This is a genomic window from Occultella glacieicola (assembly GCF_004353825.1).
GTDB lineage: Bacteria > Actinomycetota > Actinomycetes > Actinomycetales > Beutenbergiaceae > Occultella > Occultella glacieicola.
This window is the reverse complement of the sequence record NZ_SMNA01000005.1, coordinates 252,316-273,711: the sequence shown is the minus strand read 5'-3', so window position 1 is coordinate 273,711 and position 21,396 is coordinate 252,316. Positions and strand designations below refer to the sequence as shown.

The following is a 21,396-nucleotide window of genomic DNA, read 5'->3' as shown; positions in this document are numbered from 1 at the left end:
GTCATGGGGCCATCCGGGGATCCTCCGTCGGGTCGGCGTACATCCGCGGGCACCGGCCGTCGACCGCCTCCGGGCGCAGCTCGTAGTGCCAGGGCTCGTTCCCGTAGATCTGGCACAGCCCGTACTCGTCGCCGTGCTGGGCCAACCAGTCCATCGCCGCGTACGGCCCGACGTCGACGGCGTCCCCGGAGACGTGCGGCGACGTGTCCGCGGTGGCGACCCATCGGGCCGCCTCCGCTCGTGACCCGTACTCGGTGACCGCCTCCTCCAGGAGCTGATCCTGGTACTCGGGGGAGCGCCAGCCGCTGTTCAGCTCGAACGCGATGTCGCGCTCGGCGGCATCCGCCGCCGCGTCGCGCAAGGCCTGCAGCAGCGCCGGGTCGACGTTGACGACACCGGCGAACCGGTCGTCGAAGACGGACGTGCCCTCGGGCAGGACGCCGTCCTCGGGACCGATCGTTCCGTCGTCGGGCGCCTCGGCCGCCTCGCCCTCGCCGACGATGCCCTCGAGCGACCACGACGTCGACGGCGGGGCCGCCGCCGTCGGCCCGGACCGGTGTCCGAGCAGGCCGGCGATCGCCGCGAGGACGACCAGGAGCCCGACGGCGGTGGTCCAGAAGGTCGTGTGGGTCCGTGCTGGTGGTGGGTTCCGTCGACGCATGGCGTCAGTCAAGCGAGCGGGATGTTGCCGCCCCGTATGCGGTTTCCGATATGCCCACGATAGGTACGGGCTCGTAGCATCGGACGCATGCGTGTCTTGGTCGTCGAGGACGAGCCCCTGATGGCGCAGGCCGTGCGCGACGGGCTCCGGCTGGCGGCGATCGCCGCCGACATCGCCGGCGACGGCGACGCCGCGCTGGAACTTCTGAGCGTCAACACCTACGACATCGCCGTGCTCGACCGGGACATCCCCGGACCCTCCGGCGACGCTGTCGCCGCACACATCGTCTCCTCGGGTGCCGGCACCCCGATCCTGATGCTGACCGCGGCCGACCGGCTCGACGACAAGGCCTCCGGCTTCGAGCTCGGCGCGGACGACTACCTCACGAAGCCGTTCGAGATGCGTGAGCTCGTACTCCGGCTCCGCGCCCTCGACCGCCGGCGGGCGCACAGCCGACCACCGGTGCGGGAGATCGCCGGCCTGCGGCTGGACCCGTTCCGCCGCGAGGTCTACCGGGACGGCCGGCACGTCGCGCTCACCAGGAAGCAGTTCGCCGTCCTCGAGGTGCTGGTCGCGGCCGAGGGCGGGGTCATCAGCGCCGAGGAACTCCTGGAACGGGCCTGGGACGAGAACGCCGATCCCTTCACGAACGCCGTACGGATCACGGTGTCCGCGCTTCGCAAACGACTCGGCGAACCCTGGCTGATCGCCACCGTGCCCGGTGTCGGCTACCGCATCGACGCCGGCCCGGAGTCCGGTGCCCCGCGGAGCGACCGTGGCTAGGGCACCCGGCCCGAGCGTTCGTCTCAAGCTCACCCTGAGCTACGCCGGGTTCCTCATGGTGGCGGGTGCGCTGTTGCTCGCGGTCGTGTGGGCGTTCCTCCTGCGCTACGTGCCCGAGGAGGCGATCCCGACCCGCGGCGGGTTCGTACCCGGCCGCGGCGACCTGATCCGGGCATTCGCCCCCCGGGTGGCCTGGGCGCTGGCGTTCCTGCTGGTCTTCGGCCTGGTCGGAGGATGGTTCCTGGCCGGCCGGATGCTGGCACCCCTGCGACGGATCACCCGCGCTACCCGCAAGGCCTCGACCGGATCGCTCTCCCACCGGATCGACCTGGAGGGACGCCGGGACGAGTTCCGCGAGCTCGCCGACAGCTTCGACGACATGCTCGCCCGGCTCGAGGCGCACGTCGACGAGCAGCGCAGGTTCGCGGCGAACGCGTCCCATGAACTGCGCACCCCATTGGCGATCACGCAGGCGCTCCTGGACGTCGCCCGCGACGACCCCGACCGCAGCGGCGGCGAACTCGAGGAACACCTGCGCGCCGTGAACACCCGCGCGATCGAGCTGACCGAGGCGCTGCTCCTGCTCAGCCGGGCCGACCAGCGCTCCTTCACCCGCGAACGCGTCGACCTGTCGCTGCTCGTGGAGGACGCCACCGAGACCCTCTTGCCGCTCGCGGAGGCACGTGGCGTCAGCATCGAGGCCGGCGGGGCCACCGCCGCCACGACCGGCTCGCCTGCGCTCCTGCTGCAGCTGACCACGAACCTCGTGCACAACGCGATCGTCCACAACCTGCCCGACCACGGCACCGTGCACGTCGGTACCGACGCCCGGCCGGACACCGTGCTGCTCACGGTCGAGAACACCGGCGCCGTGCTGACCCCGGCCCAGGTCACCACGCTCACCGAGCCGTTCCAGCGTGGCACCCAACGCATCCGCCACGACCACGGCGGAGTCGGACTCGGCCTCGCGATCGTGAAGAGCATCGCGTCGGCGCACGACGGGACGCTCGCGCTCACCGCCCTCGCCGAGGGTGGACTTCGGGTGACGGTGCGCCTGCCCGCGGCCGCACCGGACGACGGTGCCTGACGGCGGCGCTCAGAGCACGAAGCAGAAGAGGCCGGTGGCGACGCAGACCACGAGCATGCCGGTGGCGTTGACGAAGAGGTTCCGGCCGAAGTCCCTCGCCCGCAGGTGCGCCGAGATGGCGACCACGAAGTACAGGACCAGCGCGCCGCAGGTGAGGGCGCCGAGATAGGGGATCCAGATGCCTGCGACCAGCCCGGCCGCGGCGGCGAACTTGATCGGCGGGGTCACCCACCAGAACCGCCGGGGGAAGTGCACGTCCTCGAAACACTCGGCGATGAACCTTGCCGGCTTGAGGCATAGTGCCCCGTCGACCAGTTGGATGAGGGCGAGCAGCACCATCGGCCAGACGGGCTCGGGCAGCGAGGTCATGACCGGGCCCGGGTCGGAGGACGCGGGGTCGTCACAGCCATGCCGGGACCGTACCAGCCGGTCCGGTGCGACCCATTGAAGCCCGGGAGAGATGCTGGTTCGATCGCCCTCCTGCTGATCGGGTCAGAGCACGGGGCTACTGACGGCCGGGAGCGTCAGGGTTGACTCCCAGTTCGTCGAGCAGTGTCAGCACTCGCGCTCGGATCTCATCGCGGATCTCGCGGACGGATTCGATGCCCTGCCCGGCCGGGTCCTCGAGGGTCCAGTCCTCGTAGCGCTTGCCAGGGAAGATGGGGCAGGCGTCGCCGCAGCCCATGGTGATGACGACGTCCGAGGCCCGCACGGCGTCGGTCGTCAGGACCTTGGGCTGTTCGGCGCCGATGTCGATGCCGACCTCGGCCATCGCCTGGACGGCGACCGGGTTGACCTGGTCGGCGGGCGTGGACCCGGCGGAGCGGACGTCGACTCGCCCGCCGGAGAGGGTGCGCAGGAACCCGGCGGCCATCTGCGAGCGGCCGGCGTTGTGGACACACACGAACAGTGCGGACGCCTGGGGGGTGGTGGTCATGACGTTGGCTCCAATGGCTCAGGTGGTGGGCAGCGTGAGGTCGGGCAGCAGGTCGGCGAGGAGACCCCGGACGCGGGTGTCGAGGTCGGCGCGGATCGCGGCGATGCCGGCGGGTGAGGCCAGCGCGGGGTCGCCCACCAGCCAGTCCTCATAGCGGATGCCGGGCAGGATCGGGCAGACATCACCGCAGCCCATCGTGATCACGACATCGGCCGCGCGGACGGCGTCATCGGTGAGGGGCTTGGGGTAGGCGTCGGTGGTGCCGAGGTTGGCCAGGGCCTCACGGACCCCGGTGTGGACGTCGGCGGCGGGGGTGGAACCGGCAGAACGGACGGTGACGCGGTCGCCCGCGTAGCGGTGCATCAGGGCCGCGGCGAGTTGGGAGCGACCGGCGTTCGCGACACAGACGAACAGCACCTGCGGGACCGAGGTTGTGGCCTCCCGGGTGGTGTCGGTGAGCCGCTGCCGAGCGAACCGCTCGGCGAGCGAGATCAGGTGCGCAGACACCTTCGCGGTGCGGGCGAGGCCGGTGTAGGACTCGCGGACGATCCGCTGCACCACGTCGACGTGAACGCCGGGGAAGGAGGGCGCAAGTTCGGTGGCCATGCGATCGAGCACCGGATCGACGGCCTGCAGGCCACCGAGTGCCTGCCGACGGTGTGGTGCCTCGAGGGCGGCCGGTGCGAAGGAGTCCAGCAGTGTCGCGACCGCGCCGCGGTAGCCGGGTTCGATGCGATACCAGACCCAGGTGCCGCGCCGTTCGGAGGTGAGGATCCCCACCTCACGTAGGACTTTCAGGTGGTGGGAGACGGTCGGCTGGGAGACGTCGGTCAGGGCGGCGAGGTCGCACACGCAGGCCTCGCCGGTCGGGGCGGTGGCGATGAAGGACAGCATCCGCAACCGGAGCGGTTCGGCAAGTGCCTTCAGCGTGGTGGCCACCGTGGTGGCGGCCTCGGTGGCAATCGCATGGGACTCGGTCTGCGGGGTGCAATCCGGGTCGGTCACGTCGGACATGGGCCGCACGTCGTCGGAGGTGGTCATGGTTGTGCCCCTTCCATAGGTGGCGTGCTGCCGCGCAGACCGTCGGGGTCGGTGTGGAACAGGCGGCGAGAGAGCCAGAGCGAGACGTAGACGAGGCCGACCAGGACCGGGACCTCGATCAGGGGGCCGACCACCCCGGCGAGTGCCTGTCCGGACGCTGCCCCGAAGGTGCCGATCGCCACGGCGATCGCGAGCTCGAAGTTGTTGCCGGCCGCGGTGAACGCGAGCGTGCTGGAGCGGGCATAGCCCAGGCCCAGTGCCTTCCCGAGCACGATCCCGATGCCCCACATGAGCGCGAAGTAGACCAGCAGGGGCAGCGCGATGCGGGCCACGTCCAGCGGGTTGGAGGTCACGGCCTCGCCCTGGAGGGCGAACAGCAGCACGATCGTGAACAGTAGGCCGTACAGAGCCCACGGACCGATCCGGGGGACGAACCGGGCTTCGTACCAATGGCGTCCCCTCGTGCGTTCACCGAGCCAGCGGGACGCGAACCCGGCCAGGAGCGGTAGCCCGAGGAAGACCAGGACGTTGAGCGCGATCTGTCCCACGGACACGTCCAAGCCCTGGGTGTCCAGGCCGAGCCAGCCGGGTAGCACCGTCAGGTAGAAGTAGCCGAGGAGGGAGAACGCGATGACCTGGAACACGGAGTTGATCGCCACGAGAACGGCGGCCGCCTCCCTGTCACCGCAGGCGAGGTCGTTCCAGATCACGACCATCGCGATGCACCGGGCCAGACCCACGATGATCAGCCCGGTCCGGTACTCCGGCAGATCCGGCAACAGCGTCCAGGCCAGGGCGAACATCAGCGCGGGGCCGAGCAGCCAGTTCAGCGCCAGCGAACTGACCAGCAGCCTCGTGTCACCGGTGACTGCGCCGACCTTGTCATAGCGGACCTTGGCCAGTACCGGGTACATCATGACCAGCAGGCCAAGCCCGATCGGGACGGACATCCCACCGACCTCCAGCGCCGTCAGCACGTCGGCAAGGCCCGGCACGAACCGGCCCAGGACCAGGCCGGCGACCATGGCCAGCCCGATCCACGCGGGCAGCCACCGGTCGAGCGTGGAGAGCCGGCGGGCCTGCGTGCGTTGCGTGACCGGAGCCAGCATGGTCTCGCTCACGCCAGGATCTCCTCGATCTCGGTGATCAGCGCATTCTTGGGGCGTGCTCCCACCACCGACTTCATCAACTGACCGTCGGCGTAGAAGTTCAGGGTCGGAATGGACACCACCCCTGCGTCGGCCAGGGACTTGGGGTTCGCGTCGGCGTCAAGCTTGGCGATGACCAGCCGACCGGCGTACTCGGCGCCAAGCGACTCCAGGATCGGAGCGACCTGCCGGCACGGGCCGCACCACGCCGCCCAGAAGTCCACGAGCACAGGCACCTGGGAGCCCAGGACGACCTCCGCGAAGGTCTCATCGGTCACCGAGACGGTGTTCGTGCTCATCGGATCTCCTCCACAGCCGGGCACGTGAGGTGCCACCGGGCTTATATCGGCATGTGTCTATGTTGACATACGTCGATATGACCTGCAAGCGGTTGTCGGGAAGCGGCCGCAAGGCGCCTCGGGGCTCCCGGTTCCGCGGTCGGTCGACGATCCTCCCGGTCCGTCGATCGTTGCGGGATGTTCCGCCTGTGGAACGACCGCTCAGCGACCCGACGGAACTCAGGTGGCGCGGAGCAGGGCGATGAACTCGTCCGCCATGTCCAGGGTGCGTGCAAGCTTGTGCCGTCGCTCTTCCGCGGAACGGGTGTAGTCCGCGACCTTGGCTCTGGCCGTGGCGTCCTCGGCATCGATGTCCAAGGTGGCGACGGCGTCGAGCAGGTCGGCCATCTCGTCAAGGGTGAAGCCGAGCGGCTTCATGCGTTTGATCAGCAGGATCCGCTCAACATCGCTGTCGGTGTAGAGGCGGTACCCGCCCTCGGATCGTGCCGAGGGTCGCAGGAGCCCGACGTCGTCGTAGTGGCGAAGCGTTCGCAGGGACAGACCGGTACGTTCGGCCACGGCTCCGATGTGCTGCGTAGCCTCAGCATCAGCCGGCGGCGCGCCGACGCCCACGCCGTGCGGCGTCGGCTGCTGCGGAGTGCGCATGGTCCAGTCTCTCAGACAGTCAGAAACTCTACCCTTACGTTAGGGTAGGGTTTCATCCGTCGCGCTATTGCTCCCCTGTCCGCTCCCAGCGACGTCAGCACAGGCCGACGATTCGAACTCCGATGGCGGGTCCGATGTCACGGCTGAGTCCCCCACGCCCCACCGCACACCTGATCGGATTCCCCGCATGTCGAACGAGTCGCGACCCGCTGGATCTGGGCCACGTCGCTTGAGTCGCGCCGCCGTCATGACACCGGAAGCGGGCGAGACGTTCTCCGTCCGCGCTGCGCTGCGCTCGCCACGGCGCCTCAGGACCGAGGTGTTGGCCGGCCTCGTGGTCGCCCTGGCGCTGATCCCGGAGGCCATCGCGTTCTCGATCATCGCCGGTGTGGACCCTCGGGTGGGACTGTTCGCCGCGTTCACCATGGCCGTCTCGATCTCGTTCCTGGGCGGTCGCCCGGCGATGATCTCCGCGGCCACCGGTGCCATCGCTCTGGTCATCGCGCCCGTGATGCAGCGGTACGGCCTCGACTACCTCATCGCCACCGTGATCCTGGGCGGAGTGTTCCAGGTGGCCTTGGGCGTGCTCGGTGTCGCCAAACTCATGCGGTTCATCCCGCGCATGGTGATGGTCGGCTTCGTCAACGCCCTCGCCATTCTGATCTTCTTGTCACAGATTCCGCACCTGACCGGCGTGCCGTGGCTCGTGTATCCACTGGTGGCCGTCGGCATCGTGATCATGGTGCTGCTGCCCCGTTGGACCAAGGTGGTCCCGGCCCCGCTGGTGGCGATCGTGCTGCTGACGGCGGCCGTCGTGCTGGCCGGCTTGAACGACATCCCGACCGTCGGCGACGAGGGCGCGTTGCCCGACTCTCTCCCGTCACTGTTGTTCCCGAACGTGCCGCTGACGCTGGAGACCCTGCAGATCATCGCCCCGTTCGCGCTGGCGATGGCACTGGTCGGGATCCTCGAGTCGCTGCTCACCGCCAAACTGGTGGACGACATCACGGACACCCACTCGAACAAGACGCGGGAAGCGTGGGGCCAAGGGGCAGCCAACATCATCACCGGCTTCCTCGGCGGCATGGGCGGTTGCGCGATGATCGGCCAGACGATGATCAATGTGAAGGCCTCCGGCGCGCGCACCCGGATCTCCACCTTCCTGGCCGGAGCGTTCCTGCTGGTCCTTGTGGTGGGTTTGGGCGACGTCGTCGCGACCATTCCCATGGCCGCGCTCGTCGCGGTGATGATCATGGTCTCGGTCGGCACCTTCGACTGGCACTCGATCCACCCTGCGACCCTTCGCCGGATGCCCAAGTCCGAACTGGCCGTGATGCTCGCGACCGTCGTCATCACCGTCGCGACCCATAACCTCGCCTACGGCGTGCTTGCCGGGGTTCTCGTCGCCATGGTGCTCTTCGCCAGGCGCGTCGCGCACGTCACCTCGGTCACCCGCCTGGACGCCAGCGACCAGGACAATGAACGGGTCTACGCCGTCGAGGGCGAGTTGTTCTTCGCCTCGTCCAACGACCTCGTCTACCAGTTCGACTACACCGGGGACCCGCAGAACATCGTCATCGACATGACCCGCGCGCACATCTGGGACGCCTCGACCGTAGCGTCCCTCGACGCCATCACCCACAAGTACGAGACCAAGGGCAAGAGCGTCACCATCGTGGGCATGAATCCCGACAGTGCCAGCCGCCACACCAGGCTCTCCGGCAACCTCGGCGCGGGACACTGACCCGCCCCGCTCGCCGTCACGGTCGCCACGGCTATGGCGCCGCGGTGCTCCCGGTGCCCGCGAGGCCGGCGGCCAACCGGGTCAGGGCGGTGGGCTGGATCGTGTAGTAGGCCCAGCGGCCCCGCTGTTCCCGGGCCAGAAGTCCCGCCTCGACGAGGATCTTGAGGTGATGACTGACGGTCGGCTGGGTGAGTGCCACCGGTTCGGTGAGGTCGCACACGCAAGCCTCGCCGTCGGGCTGTGCGGCGATGATCGCCAGGAGTTGCACGCGAGCCGGATCGGACAGGGCCTTGAACGCCCGCGCAACGCCACGGGCGACCTCAGGGGCGAGGGCCTGTGCGACCGCAGGCGTGCAGCAGTCGGCGCCGGTCGTTGCCGGTGTGGTGTCGGTCGTCGTCACGGCATCATCGTCCCACAGATTGACATTCTTCGATGTATGGGTGCAGGCTCGACTCATTGATGTTTCTCGATATGAGGAGTAGTGATGAGGCACGTTGCGCGCGAGGACCTGCCGGTCGTGGTGATCGGGGCAGGGCCGGTAGGTCTGGCGGCCGCGGCCCACCTGCTCGAACGCGGGCTCGAGCCGCTCGTGCTCGAGGCGGGGGCCGGGCCCGGTGCCGCGATCTCGTCGTGGGGGCAGGTTCGGCTGTTCTCGCCGTGGCGCTACGACATCGACGACGCGGCGGCGCGACTCCTGGAGCCGACCGGATGGATCCGCCCAGATCTGGATGCGCTGCCGACCGGCACCGAGCTCGTGACGCACTACCTGGTGCCGCTGGCGCAGACCGAGGCGATCGCTACCCGGCTGCGGACCGGGACCCGGGTGGTGGCCGTGGCTCGCGATGGCGCCGACAAGACGCACAGCCTTGGCCGGGAGCGGCGGGCCTACCGCGTGCGCACCGTGGACGCCGGCGGCGCCGTGGCGGACCTGCTGGCCCGGGCCGTGATCGACGCCTCGGGCACGTACGGACAGTCGAACCCCTTGGGTGTGAGCGGCCTTCCCGCAGCCGGGGAGGACGACGCGGCACAGTTCCTCACCGGGCCACTTCCGGAGGTGCTCGGCACGGACCGGGCCCGGTTCGCGGGTCGGCACACGTTGGTCGTGGGCATGGGCCACTCGGCCGCGAACACTCTGCTGAGCCTGGTCGAACTGGCGGCATCCGAACCGGCCACGACGATCACCTGGGCGATCCGCGGCGGATCGGCTCGTCGCCTGTTCGGAGGTGGGACCGACGACGAACTGCCCGCGCGTGGACTGCTCGGTACCCGGCTCAAGGGCGCCGTCGAGGCAGGGCAGCTGCGACTGCTCACCCGGGTGTCGATCGAGAAGGTCGTGCCGGGTCCCGAGTCCGTCCGCGTGCTCGGCGCGGCCCGTGAGGACACCCTCGAGTTGGACGTGCATTCCATCGTCAACGCGACCGGCTTCCGGCCCGACCTGGACATGCTGCGCGAGGTGCGGCTGGACCTCGACCCGGTCGTGGAGGCGCCGACCGCTCTGGCCCCGCTGATCGACCCGAACCAGCACTCCTGCGGCACCGTCCCCCCGCACGGGGAGCGCGTCCTGGCTCACCCCGACGAGGGCTTCTACCTGGCCGGCATGAAGTCCTACGGGCGAGCCCCCACGTTCCTCCTGGCGACGGGCTACGAACAGGTCCGGTCCATTGCCGCAGCCCTCGCCGGAGACCGGGCCGGCGCCGACGCCGTCGAACTGGCCCTTCCCGCGACGGGTGTCTGTTCGAGCGACCTCGCCCTCGAGGCCGACGACTCCGGCGTGGCGGGCTCGTGCTGCGGCAGTGCACCCACCGGACCCCAACCCGTCACTCTCGGGGCGGGCGTCGGCGTGGGCTTCGCGACCGGGATGGCGCACGGCCGGTCCGGGGACCTCTGAGCGGAAGTCGGCCGCACAGCGCCGCGGACACCCGAGTGTGGTACGGCTGTCGGCGGGCCGTCTGAGATGCCGTTGATCGGGGTCATCACCCACGCACGCGTCAGGGTCGGCTGCGCCTGCTGACGTACCCGGGGCGGCCTCCGCGTCGACCGGGTGCGATCCTCGGTTCGACCGATGACGCAGTGCCGAACCCGCTCGTCGGCGGATGTCCCGGGAGCCCGCCGCGGCGACGCTGAGAACGTCCGAAAACGCACGCATCCCGGAGGTTCCCATGTCCACCCAGACCGCTCTTCGCCCGCCGCCGGTTGCGCCGCCGGCCACCTTCTCGACCCGGTTCGCCGACTGGGCCGACCGTCACGGCGTCACGCTGCTGCGCGTGGCCGTCGGCCTGATCTTCCTCGTGTTCGGCATCCCGAAGTTCTTCCCGGGCGCGAGCCCGGTCGAGACCCTGGTGATGGACACCGTCGAAGCCCTGTCCCTCGGGCTCGTCTCCGGCCAGGGCGCCATGGTGGCCGTCGCGCTGCTCGAGACGTTCATCGGGCTCACCCTCGTCACCGGCACGTTCCTGCGCCTCGGGCTGCTCGCCATGGGCGGCGCCACGGTCGGCTTCTTCGCCCCGGTCGTGCTCTTCGCCGGCGACCTGTTCGGCGGGGGGCTCACCCTGGAGGCGCAGTACATCATCAAGGACATCGTCCTGGTCGCGGCGGCCGTGGTGATCGCGGCCCGGGCGTTGCGGGGCCGGGTCGCGTCGCTGGCTCGTTGACGCCGATCCCGATCGTCTCCAGGAGGCCGCCGCCCCCGCCGATCCCGGTGGGCGCGGCGGCGTTCGGAGTGCGGTCCGTCTCACGGATCGGTCGTCGGACAGCGCCGCGTCCAGCGTTGCGGAGGACGCTGTTAGCCTGGCGACTGACGAGCTGACAAGTTCGCGTGCACTGGGGTCGGTGAAATTCCGAGCCGGCGGTCATAGTCCGCGACCCGATGACCGCAAGGTCACCGGTTGACCAGGTGGAACTCCTGGACCGACGGTCAGAGTCCGGATGGGAAGCGCACGCGAGGAGTCTCCGGACGGACCCCAGGGCGCACCCGTGCACCGTGGATTCCCCTGGTGGACGACGCCTCCGTGACCCCTCCCTCACTCCGGACCGCGAGCATCGCGGACCTCAGGAGCGGGCATGATCCACCAGGCGGAACACGACGCACTGCGCCGTGCCCTCGAGATCGCGGCGCACCCTGCCGTTGCCCTCGGACCGAACCCGCGCGTCGGCTGCGTCCTGCTCGGCACGGACGGCCGGGTCATCGCCGAGGGCTACCACCGCGGCGCCGGAACGGCCCACGCCGAGGTCGACGCGCTGGCCCGGGCGGGCGCTGCGGGCGCGGCGGGCCCGACGAGCACGGCGAGCACAGTCGGCGCCACGGCGGTCGTCACCCTCGAACCGTGCGCCCACACCGGCCGCACCGGCCCCTGCACCCAGGCCCTGATCGACGCCGGGGTCCGCCGGGTGGTGATCGGCCGCCGCGACCCGAACGCCGTCGCCGCCGGCGGGGTCGAGGTCCTGCGCGCGGCCGGCGTCGAGGTGGAGACCGACGTGCCCGCCGAACTCGCAGTCGAGGCCGCGGCGCTGAACCGCGGCTGGGAGCACGGCCTGCGGCACGCGCGGCCCCTGGTCACCGCGAAGCTGGCGCTCACCCTGGACGGGCGGGTGGCGGCGACCGATGGCTCGAGCCGGTGGATCACCGGGAGCGCCGCCCGCGAGCAGGTGCACTGCCTTCGGGCCCGCTGCGACGTGGTCCTGGTCGGCGCCGGGACCGCCCGGGCGGACCGGCCCGCGCTCACCGCGCGCCGCACCGATGGCACGCTGCACCCGAGGCAACCGCTCCGGGCCGTGATGGGTCTGCGCCGGATCCCGGATCTGCCCACCCAGGCGCCTGCGGTGCCCGCCGTGCACCTGCGCACCCACGACCCGGCCGAGGCCCTGGCGGACCTGCATGCTCGCGGCCGGCGCCACGTGCTGCTCGAGGGCGGCCCGACCCTGATCGCGGCGTTCCTCGCCGCGGGAGGAGTCGACGAGCTGATCGTCCACCTCGCTCCGAAACTCCTCGGCGCCGGACCGTCGGCGGTCGGGTCGCTCGGCATCGGCACCATCGCCGACGCCCTCGCCTTCGACCTGGTCGAGACCACCCTGCTCACCTCACCGGATGGGCGCACCGACGTCCAACTGACCCTGCGGCCACCTCACGCCTGACCCAACCGAAAGGACCACCATGTTCACCGGAATCATCGAGGAACTCGGCACCGTCGAGGGCATCGACTCCTCGGCCGAGGCCGTCCGCCTGCACATCCGCTCGCCGCTCGTCCTCTCCGACGCCGCACCCGGCGACTCGATCACCGTCAACGGCTGCTGTCTGACCGTCACCGAGCACGACGGCCAGATGTGGAGCGCCGACGTCATCGGCACCACCCTCGCGGCCACCTCGCTCGGCGGCCTCGCGGCAGGCGACCGGGTGAACCTCGAGCGGTCCCTGCGCGCGGACGCCCGCCTCGGCGGACACATCGTGCAGGGCCACGTCGACGGTGTCGGCGAGGTTCTCGCCGTCGAGGCCGACACCGGCGGCGGAGGTGGGCACCTGGTCCGAATCGCACTGCCCGACGGCGTCACTCGCTACGTGGTCGACCGTGGGTCGATCGCCGTCGACGGCGTGAGCCTGACCGTCGTGTCGGTGACGGACGCCGTGGTGACCATCGGCCTGATCCCCGAGACGCTGACGCGCACCACCCTCGGTCGGCGCGGCGCCGGATCCCGCGTGAACATCGAGGTGGACGTCCTGGCCAAGTACGTCGAGAACCTCCTCCCCGGGCTCGAAGCCCTGGTGCCACGATGAACACGCTCCGACTGGACACCGTCACCCGCGCCGCCGCCGAGATCGCCGCCGGCCGGCCCGTGGTCGTGGTCGATGACGAGGACCGCGAGAACGAGGGCGACCTGATCTTCGCCGCGGCCGCCGCCACCCCCGAACTGCTGGCCATGACGGTGCGGCACTCCAGCGGCATCATCTGCGCCCCGATGCCCGCCGCCCACGCCGACCGGCTCGGTCTGCCGCTGATGGTCGAACGCACCGAGGACCCGCTGCGCACGGCCTTCACCGTCAGCGTTGACGCCCGCGCCGGCGTCAGCACCGGCATCAGCGCCGCCGACCGCGCCCGCACCCTGCGACTGCTCGCCGGAACCGACACCACAGCCGCCGACCTCACCCGTCCCGGACACGTCTTCCCACTGCGCGCCCGCCCCGGCGGCGTGCTCGAGCGGCGCGGGCACACCGAGGCCGCCGTCGACCTGATGGCGCTGGCCGGCCAACCGGAGGTGGGCGTGCTCGTCGAGCTTGTCCACGACGACGGCACCATGATGCGCGGCCCGGCCCTGCGGGCGTTCGCCGATGCCCGTGGCCTCGCGATGATCTCCATCGAGGCCCTCGCCGCTCACCGCCTTGCCACGACGCCTCCGCTGGAGATCACCGAGCCGGTGCGGCTGCCCACCAGACACGGGGAGTTCACCGCGCTCGCGGTGCGGGAGTCGGACCCAGTGATCGGTCCGGTCCCGGGGGCCGAGCATCTGGTGCTGGTCCGCGGCGACGTCACCGGGCCCGATCCCGTCCTCGTCCGAGTGCACTCCGAATGCGTCACCGGGGACGTCCTGGGCAGCCGGCGCTGCGATTGCGGCCCCCAGCTCGAGGAGTCCCTGGCCCGGATCGACCGGGAGGGGCACGGCGTGCTGGTCCTACTCCGTGGGCACGAGGGCCGTGGCATCGGCCTGACCGAGAAGTTGCGGGCCTACGCCCTCCAGGAGGCCGGCCGCGACACCGTCGACGCCAATCTCGACCTGGGGTTGCCGGTGGATGCGCGCTCGTTCGCCGTGGTCCCGCGCATCCTCGCGCACCTGGGCGTGCGCTCGGTCCGACTGCTCACCCACAACCCGGCCAAGGCGCAGGCGCTACGGGCCGGCGGCGTTGTCGTGCGGGGCACCGTCGACCTGACCACCCACCCCACGCCGGAAAACCTGGCCTACCTGACCACGAAACGGGACCGGCTGGGACACCACCTCGTCGGCCTTCCCCACGAGAACGGAGCGAGCGCATGAGCGGATACGGAAGTCCAAACCAGGAGATTCCCCACCTGCCACGGGCGAGGGTCGCCGTCGTTGCCGCGTCCTGGCACGAGCAGGTCATGGACGGACTGCTCGACGGCGCCCTGCGCGCCTGCCGGGTGGCCGGGGTCACCGATCCGACGGTGCTGCGCGTGCCCGGTTCGTTCGAGCTGCCGGTGGCCGCGGACCGCCTGGCCCGAGCCCATGACGCCGTGATCGCCCTCGGCGTGGTCATCCGCGGCGGCACGCCGCACTTCGACTACGTGTGCTCGGCCGCCACCGACGGACTCTCCCGGGTGGCCCTCGACCATGGCGTCCCCGTGGGCTTCGGGCTGTTGACCTGCGACGACGAGGCCCAGGCGTTGGACCGGGCCGGCCTGCCCGGCTCCCGCGAGGACAAGGGCTACGAGGCTGCGGCGGCGGCACTCGTGACCTTCCACGCACTCGCGACCGTATCGGCCGAGGCGAGCCCCGGTTCGATCGCGGGTTCGTTGCCGCCGCCGGCCCGCTGACCTGAGGTCGTCCTCAGGCGTGGCCGAAGACGTGCCCGAACACGCGCTCGGCGTTCGCCAGGTACGCCGACCGCCCGGCCGGATCCGCGAGGCCGTAGGCGAGGTCCTCGAGCCAGGTGCACCGCGCGTGGAAGGTCATCCGCAGGCGTTCCTCCGCGGTCGACTGGCCGTCGAGCCCGGCCGCGACCGCGAGGGCGATGGCGGGGCCGAGGTCCCGCAGGAGCCGCCCGATGTCACGGGCCGGCTCGGTGCGCGCGGCGTCGCTCCAGTCGATGACGCCACTGACCCGTCCGCGATCGTCGACCAGGATGTGCTCGGCCCCGAGGTCGTTGTGCTGGGGGACCAGCACCGGTCCGGCCGGTGGCGGCGGTTGGTCCAGGAACTGCGCCACGGCCGCCGCCCGTTCGGGACCGAGGTGGGACCGCGCGGTCTCGAAGTCCTGGCGGGCCCCGGCGAGCCACGCATCGTTCGGGTGGTCGTCCACGACCAACGGCGGATCCGGGCGGATCCTCCGCAACGCGCCGAGCACGTCGACGAGGGGCCCTTCCACAGCGGGGCCGATCAGGTCCGGCCGACCCAGCAACGGCTCGCCGCCCAGGGCCCGGTACACGAGGACGCCGAGGTCGCTCCGGTGCACCAGCGGGACCGGCACCGGGATCGAGGTCTCGCCGGCGAGCGCCTCCAGCAGCGCCACCTCCCGGGTCAGGGCGTCGACGTCGACCGTGCGCCGGACGATGAAGCCGCCGACGGCGAACGTGGTGTTCTCGCTGCCCCGAGCCACGGTCGTGGGCTGGGTACGGTCGGTCCACAGGCCGGAGCGGCTGCCGAGGTCAGCCAGCATCGCGTGCTCCGACGGGTCCACCGTGGGGTCCGGGCCTCCTATGGTCACTGCTGTAGCCCTACCGTGGGCCCCAGACTCCGAGCTCGTTACCGCTCGGGTCGGTGAAATGGAATCGTCGCCCGCCGGGAAACTCGTAGGGCCCGTTCACGACCCGGCCGCCGGCGCCCGTCACCGCGCGCACGGTGGCGTCGAGGTCGCCGCTGTAGAGCAGCACGAGAGGTCCGCCGGCCGGTCTCGGCTCAGCGACCAGGGCGAGGCCGCCGGCCTCCTCCCCGTCGGTCTCGGCAGGGGTGCGGATGCCCGCGTACTCGTCCCCGTAGGACGTGAAGGTCCAGCCGAACGCCCCGCCGTAGAAGTCCTTGGCGGCCTGCAGGTCGGTGACCGAGATCTCGATGTAGTCGATCGAGAGCGGAATGGTGTGGGTGTGGGTGGTCATGGCTCACGATGGCACGCGCCACCGACAACGGCCACGAGCGCCGGCGGACCGGGTCCCGGGCCCGGCCTGCCGGGGACCTACCCGAACCGCACCGTGCCGTCGGCGTCGACCGTCCAGCCCGGGTTGTGCGCGATCTCCCAGATCACCCCGTTGGGATCCTGCACGTGCGCGTGGAAGACCCCACCGAACGCGCCCGGCTGCGGGGCCTTGAGCACGGTGCCCCCGGCGTCGGTCATGGCCTCGACCACGGCGCGCACCTCGTCCGGTCCGGCCACGTTGTGGGCCAGTGTCACCCCGGAGACCGAGGCCGGCCCGGCCGGAGCGCCGAGGTCCTCGTTGAACTTCACCGCGTCGAAGAGCCCGAGCATCTGGCCGGGCGCGACCTGGAAGAACAGGATCTCGCCGGGGACGTCCAGGGCGGGCGTCCAGCCGAGGCCGTCGGCGTAGAACCGGCGGGCACCGTCCAGGTCCGCGGTGGCGAGGGTGACGAAATGCACCTGCTGATCCATGTGGCTCATCCGGTCAGCGTGCCTCGGCGGCGAGCATCGCGTCCAGTTCCGACTCGAGGTGGGCCGCGATCTCCAGGGACGCCGTCGCCGCCGGCGAAGGAGCGTTCAGCACGTGGAGCTGGCGGTCGGACCGCTGGATCAGGAAGTCGTCCACGAGGGACCCGTCCCGGCGCAGCGCCTGGGCCCGCACCCCGGCCGGAGCCGGCACTAGGTCCGCGGCCGTGATGCCCGGGACCAGCCGGGACAGGCTGGCCGCGAACCGGGTCCGGGACAGGGACCGGATGACCTCGTTCGCCCCGGGCACGAGGTTGCGGCGCCCGAGGTGCCACAGGCCGGGCCAGGACAGCGAGCCGCGCAGGTCGGCCAGATTCACGTCCCGCCAGGTGTAACCCTCCCGGGCCAGGGCCAGCACCGCGTTCGGGCCGGCGTGCACGCCGCCGCCGATCATCGTGGTCAGGTGCACGCCCAGGAACGGGAACCGGGGGTCTGGCACCGGATAGATCAGGGTGCGGACCAGGTCCGTCTTGGCCGGGGCCAGCTCGAAGTACTCACCGCGGAACGGCACGATCCGGGCCTGCGGCACCACATCGCAGGCGTCGGCGAGCCGGTCGGCGTGCAGTCCGCCGCAGACCACCAGCGCATCGGCGACGACGTCCTCGCGGCCCGTGTCCGTCGCGGCGCCGTCGGCGCCCAGCACGTCCACCCGGGCGCGCACGCGCCCGCCCACGGTGCGGGCACCGCGGAAAGTGCGGCCGAAACGGACCTGCCCTCCGCCGTCGGCGATCTGCCCGGCCAGCACCTCGCACACGCCCACGTAGTCCACGATGCCGGTGCTCTCCACCCGCAGCGCCCGCACGCAGGAGACGTTCGGCTCGTACTCACGGGCCTCGGCGGCGTCGATCAGCCGCGCCGGCACCCCGTTCGCCTCGGCCCGCCGGGCCAGTTCGGCCAGGGCGGGCAGCTCGGCGTCATCGACGGCGACCACCAGCTTCCCGCAGGTCCGCACCGGCACGCCGTGGTCCTGCGCGAACGCCGTCATGCTGGCCGCGCCCGCGGTCCCCAGCCGCGCCTTCAGGCTGCCCGGCGCGTAGTACAGACCGGAATGGATCACCCCGGAGTTGTGGCCGGTCTGGTGGTGCGCCACCCCGGGCTCCTTGTCCACGACCACCACCTCGTCGCCGCGACGGGCCAGGCGCGCCGCCGTCGCCAGCCCGAGGATCCCCGCACCCACCACCAGCACCTTCACGATCGAGTGCTCCCGTCCTCGTCCGTCGCCTCGGCCACCAGTGATCGTGCCAGGGAAGGGGCCCGCCGGTGGCGAGTCCGCCGATCCGGTTGGAGGAGGGTGAGACCTCACCCCGAGCTCACCCCGGGGTGAGGAGCGTCCAGCCCCAAGATCACCCGATCCCACTAGTGCTCTGTATCACATCCCGGACTAGCGTGAAGAGCGCTCAAGGGAACGAATTGGATCGAATCGGGGAGTGGGCACATGGGTGAGACAGCGTGTGCGTGGGTGTGCGATCTCGACCACGTGATGAAGCTGGGGGATGTCGCCGACGCCGTGGTGACCGAATGGCGACGATCCGACTGGACCACCCCAGATGACGAGTCCGCCCACGTCACCGGGCCCGGTGGCGCCGGACCCGGCTGGGTGATCGTGCCGATGCTGCACCGCGACGCCGCCGGGGACACCGCGCTCGCCGCACTGCCGAACATCAGCCGGTCCTGACCCGCCTGCCGTATCACGGCCCTCGCGGCCGCCTCTTCGCTGGCAAACGCCCACCGGAGCCACCCGCCCGGTGGGATGATGTCGCCCACCGGTCGGCGGAGGTCCCATGCGACTCGTGCGCCCAGCAGAACCCGAGGAACTCGCCCGCGCCCGCTCGCAGAACGCGGGCCTGACATCGCGCGAGCACGAGGCGGCGGCCACCAAGATCGCCCCCGGGCCGGCGCCGCAGGCGATCATCGAGCGCCTCCTGGAGATGACCGGCGACCGCTGCGCCTACTGCGAGTCCCCGCTCGAGGTGACCACCGCGGTTGTGACGCACCACCGCCCGCCCGGCAACGCCGTCGGCGAGGACGGGTCGGTGAGCCCGGGCCACTACCGGTGGCTGGAATACACCTGGACGAACCTGCTGCCCGCCTGCGTGGACTGCGTGCGGGCCAAGGGCAGCCGGTTCCCGGTCCGCGGCGCCCGTTCCGACGCCGATGAACCGTGGGCGAGCGAGGACGCGCTGCTCCTGGACCCGGGCCGGGAGGACCTCGGCGCCCACCTCCTCTACCAGACCGACGGCACCGTGGCCGGCGCCAGCGAACGCGGGCGGGTCACCATCGAGGTGCTGGCGCTGAACCGGTCGGCCCTCGTGCAGCGGCGCGCCCGGCAGATCGGGGCCACTCCGACGCCGGCCGGCGCAGGCGCGCCGGGCGGACCGGCCCCGGCCGCAGCGGTGTTCCCGTCGATGACCGAACGCGGTGTCGGGCACACCCCCGCAGTCGCGTTGCCCCGGCCGAGCTACGACCTGAACCTCCCGCTCGCGCCCACCCAGGCGCCGAGCTACTACGGCGCGGCGAAGTGGATCGACCGGGTGGTCATCGAGAACTTCCGGCCGATCCGGGATCTGGACCTGGACTTCTCCAAGTCGACGAGCCAGGAGGGTCCGTGGACCGTGCTGCTCGGGGAGAACGGGTGCGGCAAGTCCTCGATCCTGCACGCGATCGCGCTCACCCTCATCGGCGGCGCCTACCGACGCGAGCTCGCCATGGACGCCGGCGCCTACCTGCGCCACCGCGCGCGGGTGGGCCGGGTGCAGGTCTACCTCACCGGGGAGGCGCGCCCGCTCGAACTCTCCTGGCGCACCGGGGACACCGAGTTCACCGGGCCCGAGGCCGCCCCGGTGCTGCTCCTCGGCTACGGCGCGACCCGGCTGCTGCCCCGGGAGCCGGTCCCCGAGCGCACCGACCACGCGAGCGCCTGGGTGGACAACCTGTTCGACCCGTTCCGCCCGCTCACCGACCCCACCCACTGGCTGTTGTCCCTGACGGAACCGGTGTTCGCCGACGTCACCGAGGGCCTCGTGGACCTGCTTGCGCTCTCCGAGACCGCCCGCATCGAGGCGGACCGCCGGCGCCGGGTGGTGCGGATCCACCAGCTGAACTCCGTCGCCGAGCTGACCGAGCTCAGCGACGGCTACCAGTCGATGCTGGTGCTGGCCTGCGACGTGCTGCGCACCGTCCTGACCCGCTGGGACCGGGTGGAGCTGGCGGAGGGGATCGTGCTCATCGACGAGCTCGGTGCGCACCTGCACCCACGCTGGCGGATGCGGATCGTGACCGCGCTGCGCGTCCTGATGCCGAGGGTCCAGTTCATCGTGTCCACCCACGACCCGCTGTGCCTGCGCGGCCTGCTCGACGGCGAGGTCACCGTGATCCGCCGCAACGCCGAGGCCGACGTCATCGCGATCACGGACCTGCCCTCGGTGCAGGGCATGCGGGTGGACCAGCTGCTCACCTCCGAACACTTCGGCCTGGGCAGCACCGACGACCCCGAGCTCGACGACCTGTGGGCGACCTACTACCGGCTCCAGGGACTGACCCGCCGGTCCGCCGACCAGCGGGCCGAGCTGGACCGGGTCCGTGCCCGCCTCGACGAGATCGGGGTGCTCGGCACCACCGAGCGGGACCGCCTGCTGCTCGCCGCCGCCGACGAGTTCATCGCCCGACGGCGTCAGGTCGGGGACGCCGTCGAGCGCACCTCCGCGGAAGTCACCGAGGACCTCGCGGCCCTGTGGACCGCGCGACTGCCCGGGGCCGCGGGGGCGGCTGCGACGTCTCGGGCGTCGGGGGCGAAGCGATGAGACGGGTGCCGCGCCCGCCCGAGCCGGCCACGTTGTCCTCCGACCGCGCCGTGCGCGAACGCACCCGCGCGGCCGCGTTCTATGCGACCTGGAACGGCGTGGACAAGTACAACAAGTACGCCATCTACAAGGCGCCGGACGTGAAGGACGCCCTCGAGGCGGCCTTCGGCTTCAAGTGCGCCTACTGCGAGTCCTCCTACCTCGCGACCCAGCCGGTCGCCGTCGAGCACTACCGGCCCAAGGGTGAGGTGACCATCGACGGTGTGCGCACCCCGCCCGGCTACTACTGGCTCGCGTCGCAGTGGGACAACCTGCTGCCCTCCTGCACGGACTGCAACAGCCCCCGGGGGCAGGACCTGCCCGGCGTCCGGGCGACCGCGGGCAAGGCGAACGCGTTCCCGATCGGTGACGAGGCCGACCGGGCCACCGCACCGGGGCAGGAGGCGCGGGAGGAGCGGCTGCTCCTGCATCCCTACCTCGACTTCCCCGAGAAGCACCTCGACTTCGTGTGGCAGACCACCGGCATCGACGAGGGGTGGGTGCTCCCGCACCGGTACGCCTCCGGGCGGACGAGCCGCAAGGGGGAGACCACCATCGCCGTGTGCGCGCTGCAGCGGCGTGGGCTGGTCGAGACCCGACGGCGGGTGGTGCGTGCGCTGCGCGGTCACCTGGAGAGCCTGGCCTTCCTGAAGGAGGCGATCGGGCGGCATCCGGACGATCAGGACCTGCGGGACCAGTTTGCGCGAGGCGTGGCCGACGTCGCCACGTTCGTCGCGGACGACGCGCCCTACACGGCGATGGCCAAGCAGGTGGTCGCCGCCTACTACGACCGGCTGTTCCCGCCGGACTGAGCCCCCACCCCAGGAGGTCGT

At 71.4% G+C, this 21,396-nt stretch carries 24 protein-coding genes and 1 riboswitch; of the genes, 12 read left to right on the top strand and 12 right to left on the bottom strand.

Going from position 1 to position 21,396, the window contains the following annotated elements:
* Position 1: 1 nt before the first annotated feature.
* Positions 2-661: a M15 family metallopeptidase gene (locus EXU48_RS11620; RefSeq protein WP_133107817.1), complete on the bottom strand. Its 660-nt coding sequence runs from the start codon at positions 659-661 to the stop codon at positions 2-4.
* 87 nt (positions 662-748) lie between these two features.
* Here EXU48_RS11620 and EXU48_RS11615 point away from each other — a divergent pair, with 87 nt between their 5' ends.
* Positions 749-1,444, top strand: coding sequence for a response regulator transcription factor (locus tag EXU48_RS11615; protein WP_133107816.1), 696 nt, complete (start codon positions 749-751; stop codon positions 1,442-1,444).
* Positions 1,437-2,531, top strand: coding sequence for a sensor histidine kinase (locus EXU48_RS11610; protein WP_207947705.1), 1,095 nt, complete (start codon positions 1,437-1,439; stop codon positions 2,529-2,531). Before EXU48_RS11615 ends, EXU48_RS11610 begins: the two co-directional genes overlap by 8 nt.
* Positions 2,532-2,540: 9 nt before the next feature.
* Here the strand turns inward: EXU48_RS11610 and EXU48_RS11605 are convergent, their stop codons facing one another.
* The 6 genes from EXU48_RS11605 to EXU48_RS11580 all read right to left on the bottom strand — a co-directional run bounded on the left by EXU48_RS11605 (position 2,541) and on the right by EXU48_RS11580 (position 6,601).
* A complete protein-coding gene (locus EXU48_RS11605) occupies positions 2,541-2,900 on the bottom strand; it encodes a DoxX family protein (RefSeq protein WP_133107815.1) in 360 nt (119 codons plus the stop codon).
* A 136-nt stretch (positions 2,901-3,036) separates the two neighbouring features.
* A complete protein-coding gene (locus tag EXU48_RS11600; RefSeq protein WP_133107814.1) occupies positions 3,037-3,468 on the bottom strand; it encodes an arsenate reductase ArsC in 432 nt (143 codons plus the stop codon).
* 18 nt (positions 3,469-3,486) lie between these two features.
* On the bottom strand, positions 3,487-4,509 hold the full coding sequence (locus EXU48_RS11595; protein ID WP_407938730.1) for a metalloregulator ArsR/SmtB family transcription factor: 1,023 nt from the start codon (positions 4,507-4,509) through the stop codon (positions 3,487-3,489).
* Complete coding sequence (gene arsB, locus EXU48_RS11590) at positions 4,506-5,618, bottom strand: ACR3 family arsenite efflux transporter (protein ID WP_133108037.1); 1,113 nt, start codon at positions 5,616-5,618, stop codon at positions 4,506-4,508. The genes EXU48_RS11595 and arsB overlap by 4 nt, the downstream gene beginning before the upstream one ends.
* A gap of 8 nt (positions 5,619-5,626) precedes the next feature.
* Positions 5,627-5,956 carry a thioredoxin gene (trxA, locus tag EXU48_RS11585; protein ID WP_133107813.1) on the bottom strand — a complete coding sequence of 110 codons (330 nt, stop codon included), beginning with the start codon at positions 5,954-5,956 and terminating at the stop codon, positions 5,627-5,629.
* Between the two features lie 219 nt (positions 5,957-6,175).
* Positions 6,176-6,601, bottom strand: coding sequence for a MerR family transcriptional regulator (locus tag EXU48_RS11580; RefSeq protein ID WP_133107812.1), 426 nt, complete (start codon positions 6,599-6,601; stop codon positions 6,176-6,178).
* Positions 6,602-6,848: 247 nt separating this feature from the next.
* Between EXU48_RS11580 and EXU48_RS11575 the strand changes: the two genes are divergently transcribed.
* Positions 6,849-8,345: a SulP family inorganic anion transporter gene (locus EXU48_RS11575; protein ID WP_133107811.1), complete on the top strand. Its 1,497-nt coding sequence runs from the start codon at positions 6,849-6,851 to the stop codon at positions 8,343-8,345.
* A gap of 31 nt (positions 8,346-8,376) precedes the next feature.
* Here EXU48_RS11575 and EXU48_RS11570 read toward each other — a convergent pair whose 3' ends face one another.
* Positions 8,377-8,745: an ArsR/SmtB family transcription factor gene (locus EXU48_RS11570; protein ID WP_235856977.1), complete on the bottom strand. Its 369-nt coding sequence runs from the start codon at positions 8,743-8,745 to the stop codon at positions 8,377-8,379.
* A gap of 84 nt (positions 8,746-8,829) precedes the next feature.
* On the opposite strand from EXU48_RS11570, the gene EXU48_RS11565 reads away from it, so the two are divergent.
* The 6 genes from EXU48_RS11565 (at position 8,830) to ribH (ending at position 14,884) form a co-directional block, all read left to right on the top strand.
* Positions 8,830-10,233 carry an FAD-dependent oxidoreductase gene (locus EXU48_RS11565; RefSeq protein WP_133107809.1) on the top strand — a complete coding sequence of 468 codons (1,404 nt, stop codon included), beginning with the start codon at positions 8,830-8,832 and terminating at the stop codon, positions 10,231-10,233.
* Between the two features lie 271 nt (positions 10,234-10,504).
* A complete protein-coding gene (locus EXU48_RS11560; RefSeq protein ID WP_133107808.1) occupies positions 10,505-10,996 on the top strand; it encodes a DoxX family membrane protein in 492 nt (163 codons plus the stop codon).
* Between the two features lie 160 nt (positions 10,997-11,156).
* Positions 11,157-11,287, top strand: a riboswitch (FMN riboswitch).
* 118 nt (positions 11,288-11,405) lie between these two features.
* Positions 11,406-12,476, top strand: a complete 1,071-nt coding sequence (gene ribD, locus EXU48_RS11555; RefSeq protein ID WP_133107807.1) for a bifunctional diaminohydroxyphosphoribosylaminopyrimidine deaminase/5-amino-6-(5-phosphoribosylamino)uracil reductase RibD — start codon at positions 11,406-11,408, stop codon at positions 12,474-12,476.
* A gap of 19 nt (positions 12,477-12,495) precedes the next feature.
* A complete protein-coding gene (locus EXU48_RS11550; RefSeq protein WP_133107806.1) occupies positions 12,496-13,113 on the top strand; it encodes a riboflavin synthase in 618 nt (205 codons plus the stop codon).
* On the top strand, positions 13,110-14,366 hold the full coding sequence (gene ribB / locus EXU48_RS11545; protein ID WP_133107805.1) for a 3,4-dihydroxy-2-butanone-4-phosphate synthase: 1,257 nt from the start codon (positions 13,110-13,112) through the stop codon (positions 14,364-14,366). The genes EXU48_RS11550 and ribB overlap by 4 nt, the downstream gene beginning before the upstream one ends.
* A complete protein-coding gene (gene ribH, locus EXU48_RS11540) occupies positions 14,363-14,884 on the top strand; it encodes a 6,7-dimethyl-8-ribityllumazine synthase (RefSeq protein WP_133107804.1) in 522 nt (173 codons plus the stop codon). The genes ribB and ribH overlap by 4 nt, the downstream gene beginning before the upstream one ends.
* Positions 14,885-14,897: 13 nt before the next feature.
* On the opposite strand, the gene EXU48_RS11535 is transcribed toward ribH, so the two are convergent.
* The 4 genes from EXU48_RS11535 to lhgO all read right to left on the bottom strand — a co-directional run bounded on the left by EXU48_RS11535 (position 14,898) and on the right by lhgO (position 17,916).
* Entirely contained in the window at positions 14,898-15,725 is an 828-nt protein-coding gene (locus EXU48_RS11535) for a phosphotransferase family protein (RefSeq protein ID WP_133107803.1), read from the bottom strand.
* Between the two features lie 58 nt (positions 15,726-15,783).
* Complete coding sequence (locus tag EXU48_RS11530) at positions 15,784-16,161, bottom strand: VOC family protein (RefSeq protein WP_133107802.1); 378 nt, start codon at positions 16,159-16,161, stop codon at positions 15,784-15,786.
* A gap of 77 nt (positions 16,162-16,238) precedes the next feature.
* Entirely contained in the window at positions 16,239-16,679 is a 441-nt protein-coding gene (locus EXU48_RS11525) for a VOC family protein (RefSeq protein ID WP_235856976.1), read from the bottom strand.
* Between the two features lie 4 nt (positions 16,680-16,683).
* The gene (lhgO, locus tag EXU48_RS11520) at positions 16,684-17,916 is read right to left on the bottom strand and encodes an L-2-hydroxyglutarate oxidase (protein ID WP_207947703.1); all 1,233 of its coding nucleotides are present in this window, start codon (positions 17,914-17,916) and stop codon (positions 16,684-16,686) included.
* A gap of 243 nt (positions 17,917-18,159) precedes the next feature.
* Between lhgO and EXU48_RS11515 the strand changes: the two genes are divergently transcribed.
* The 3 genes from EXU48_RS11515 (at position 18,160) to EXU48_RS11505 (ending at position 21,375) form a co-directional block, all read left to right on the top strand.
* Complete coding sequence (locus EXU48_RS11515; RefSeq protein WP_133107801.1) at positions 18,160-18,399, top strand: hypothetical protein; 240 nt, start codon at positions 18,160-18,162, stop codon at positions 18,397-18,399.
* Positions 18,400-18,505: 106 nt separating this feature from the next.
* Positions 18,506-20,524: an AAA family ATPase gene (locus EXU48_RS11510; RefSeq protein ID WP_133107800.1), complete on the top strand. Its 2,019-nt coding sequence runs from the start codon at positions 18,506-18,508 to the stop codon at positions 20,522-20,524.
* Complete coding sequence (locus tag EXU48_RS11505; protein ID WP_133107799.1) at positions 20,521-21,375, top strand: HNH endonuclease family protein; 855 nt, start codon at positions 20,521-20,523, stop codon at positions 21,373-21,375. Before EXU48_RS11510 ends, EXU48_RS11505 begins: the two co-directional genes overlap by 4 nt.
* The last annotated feature ends 21 nt before the right edge of the window (positions 21,376-21,396 follow it).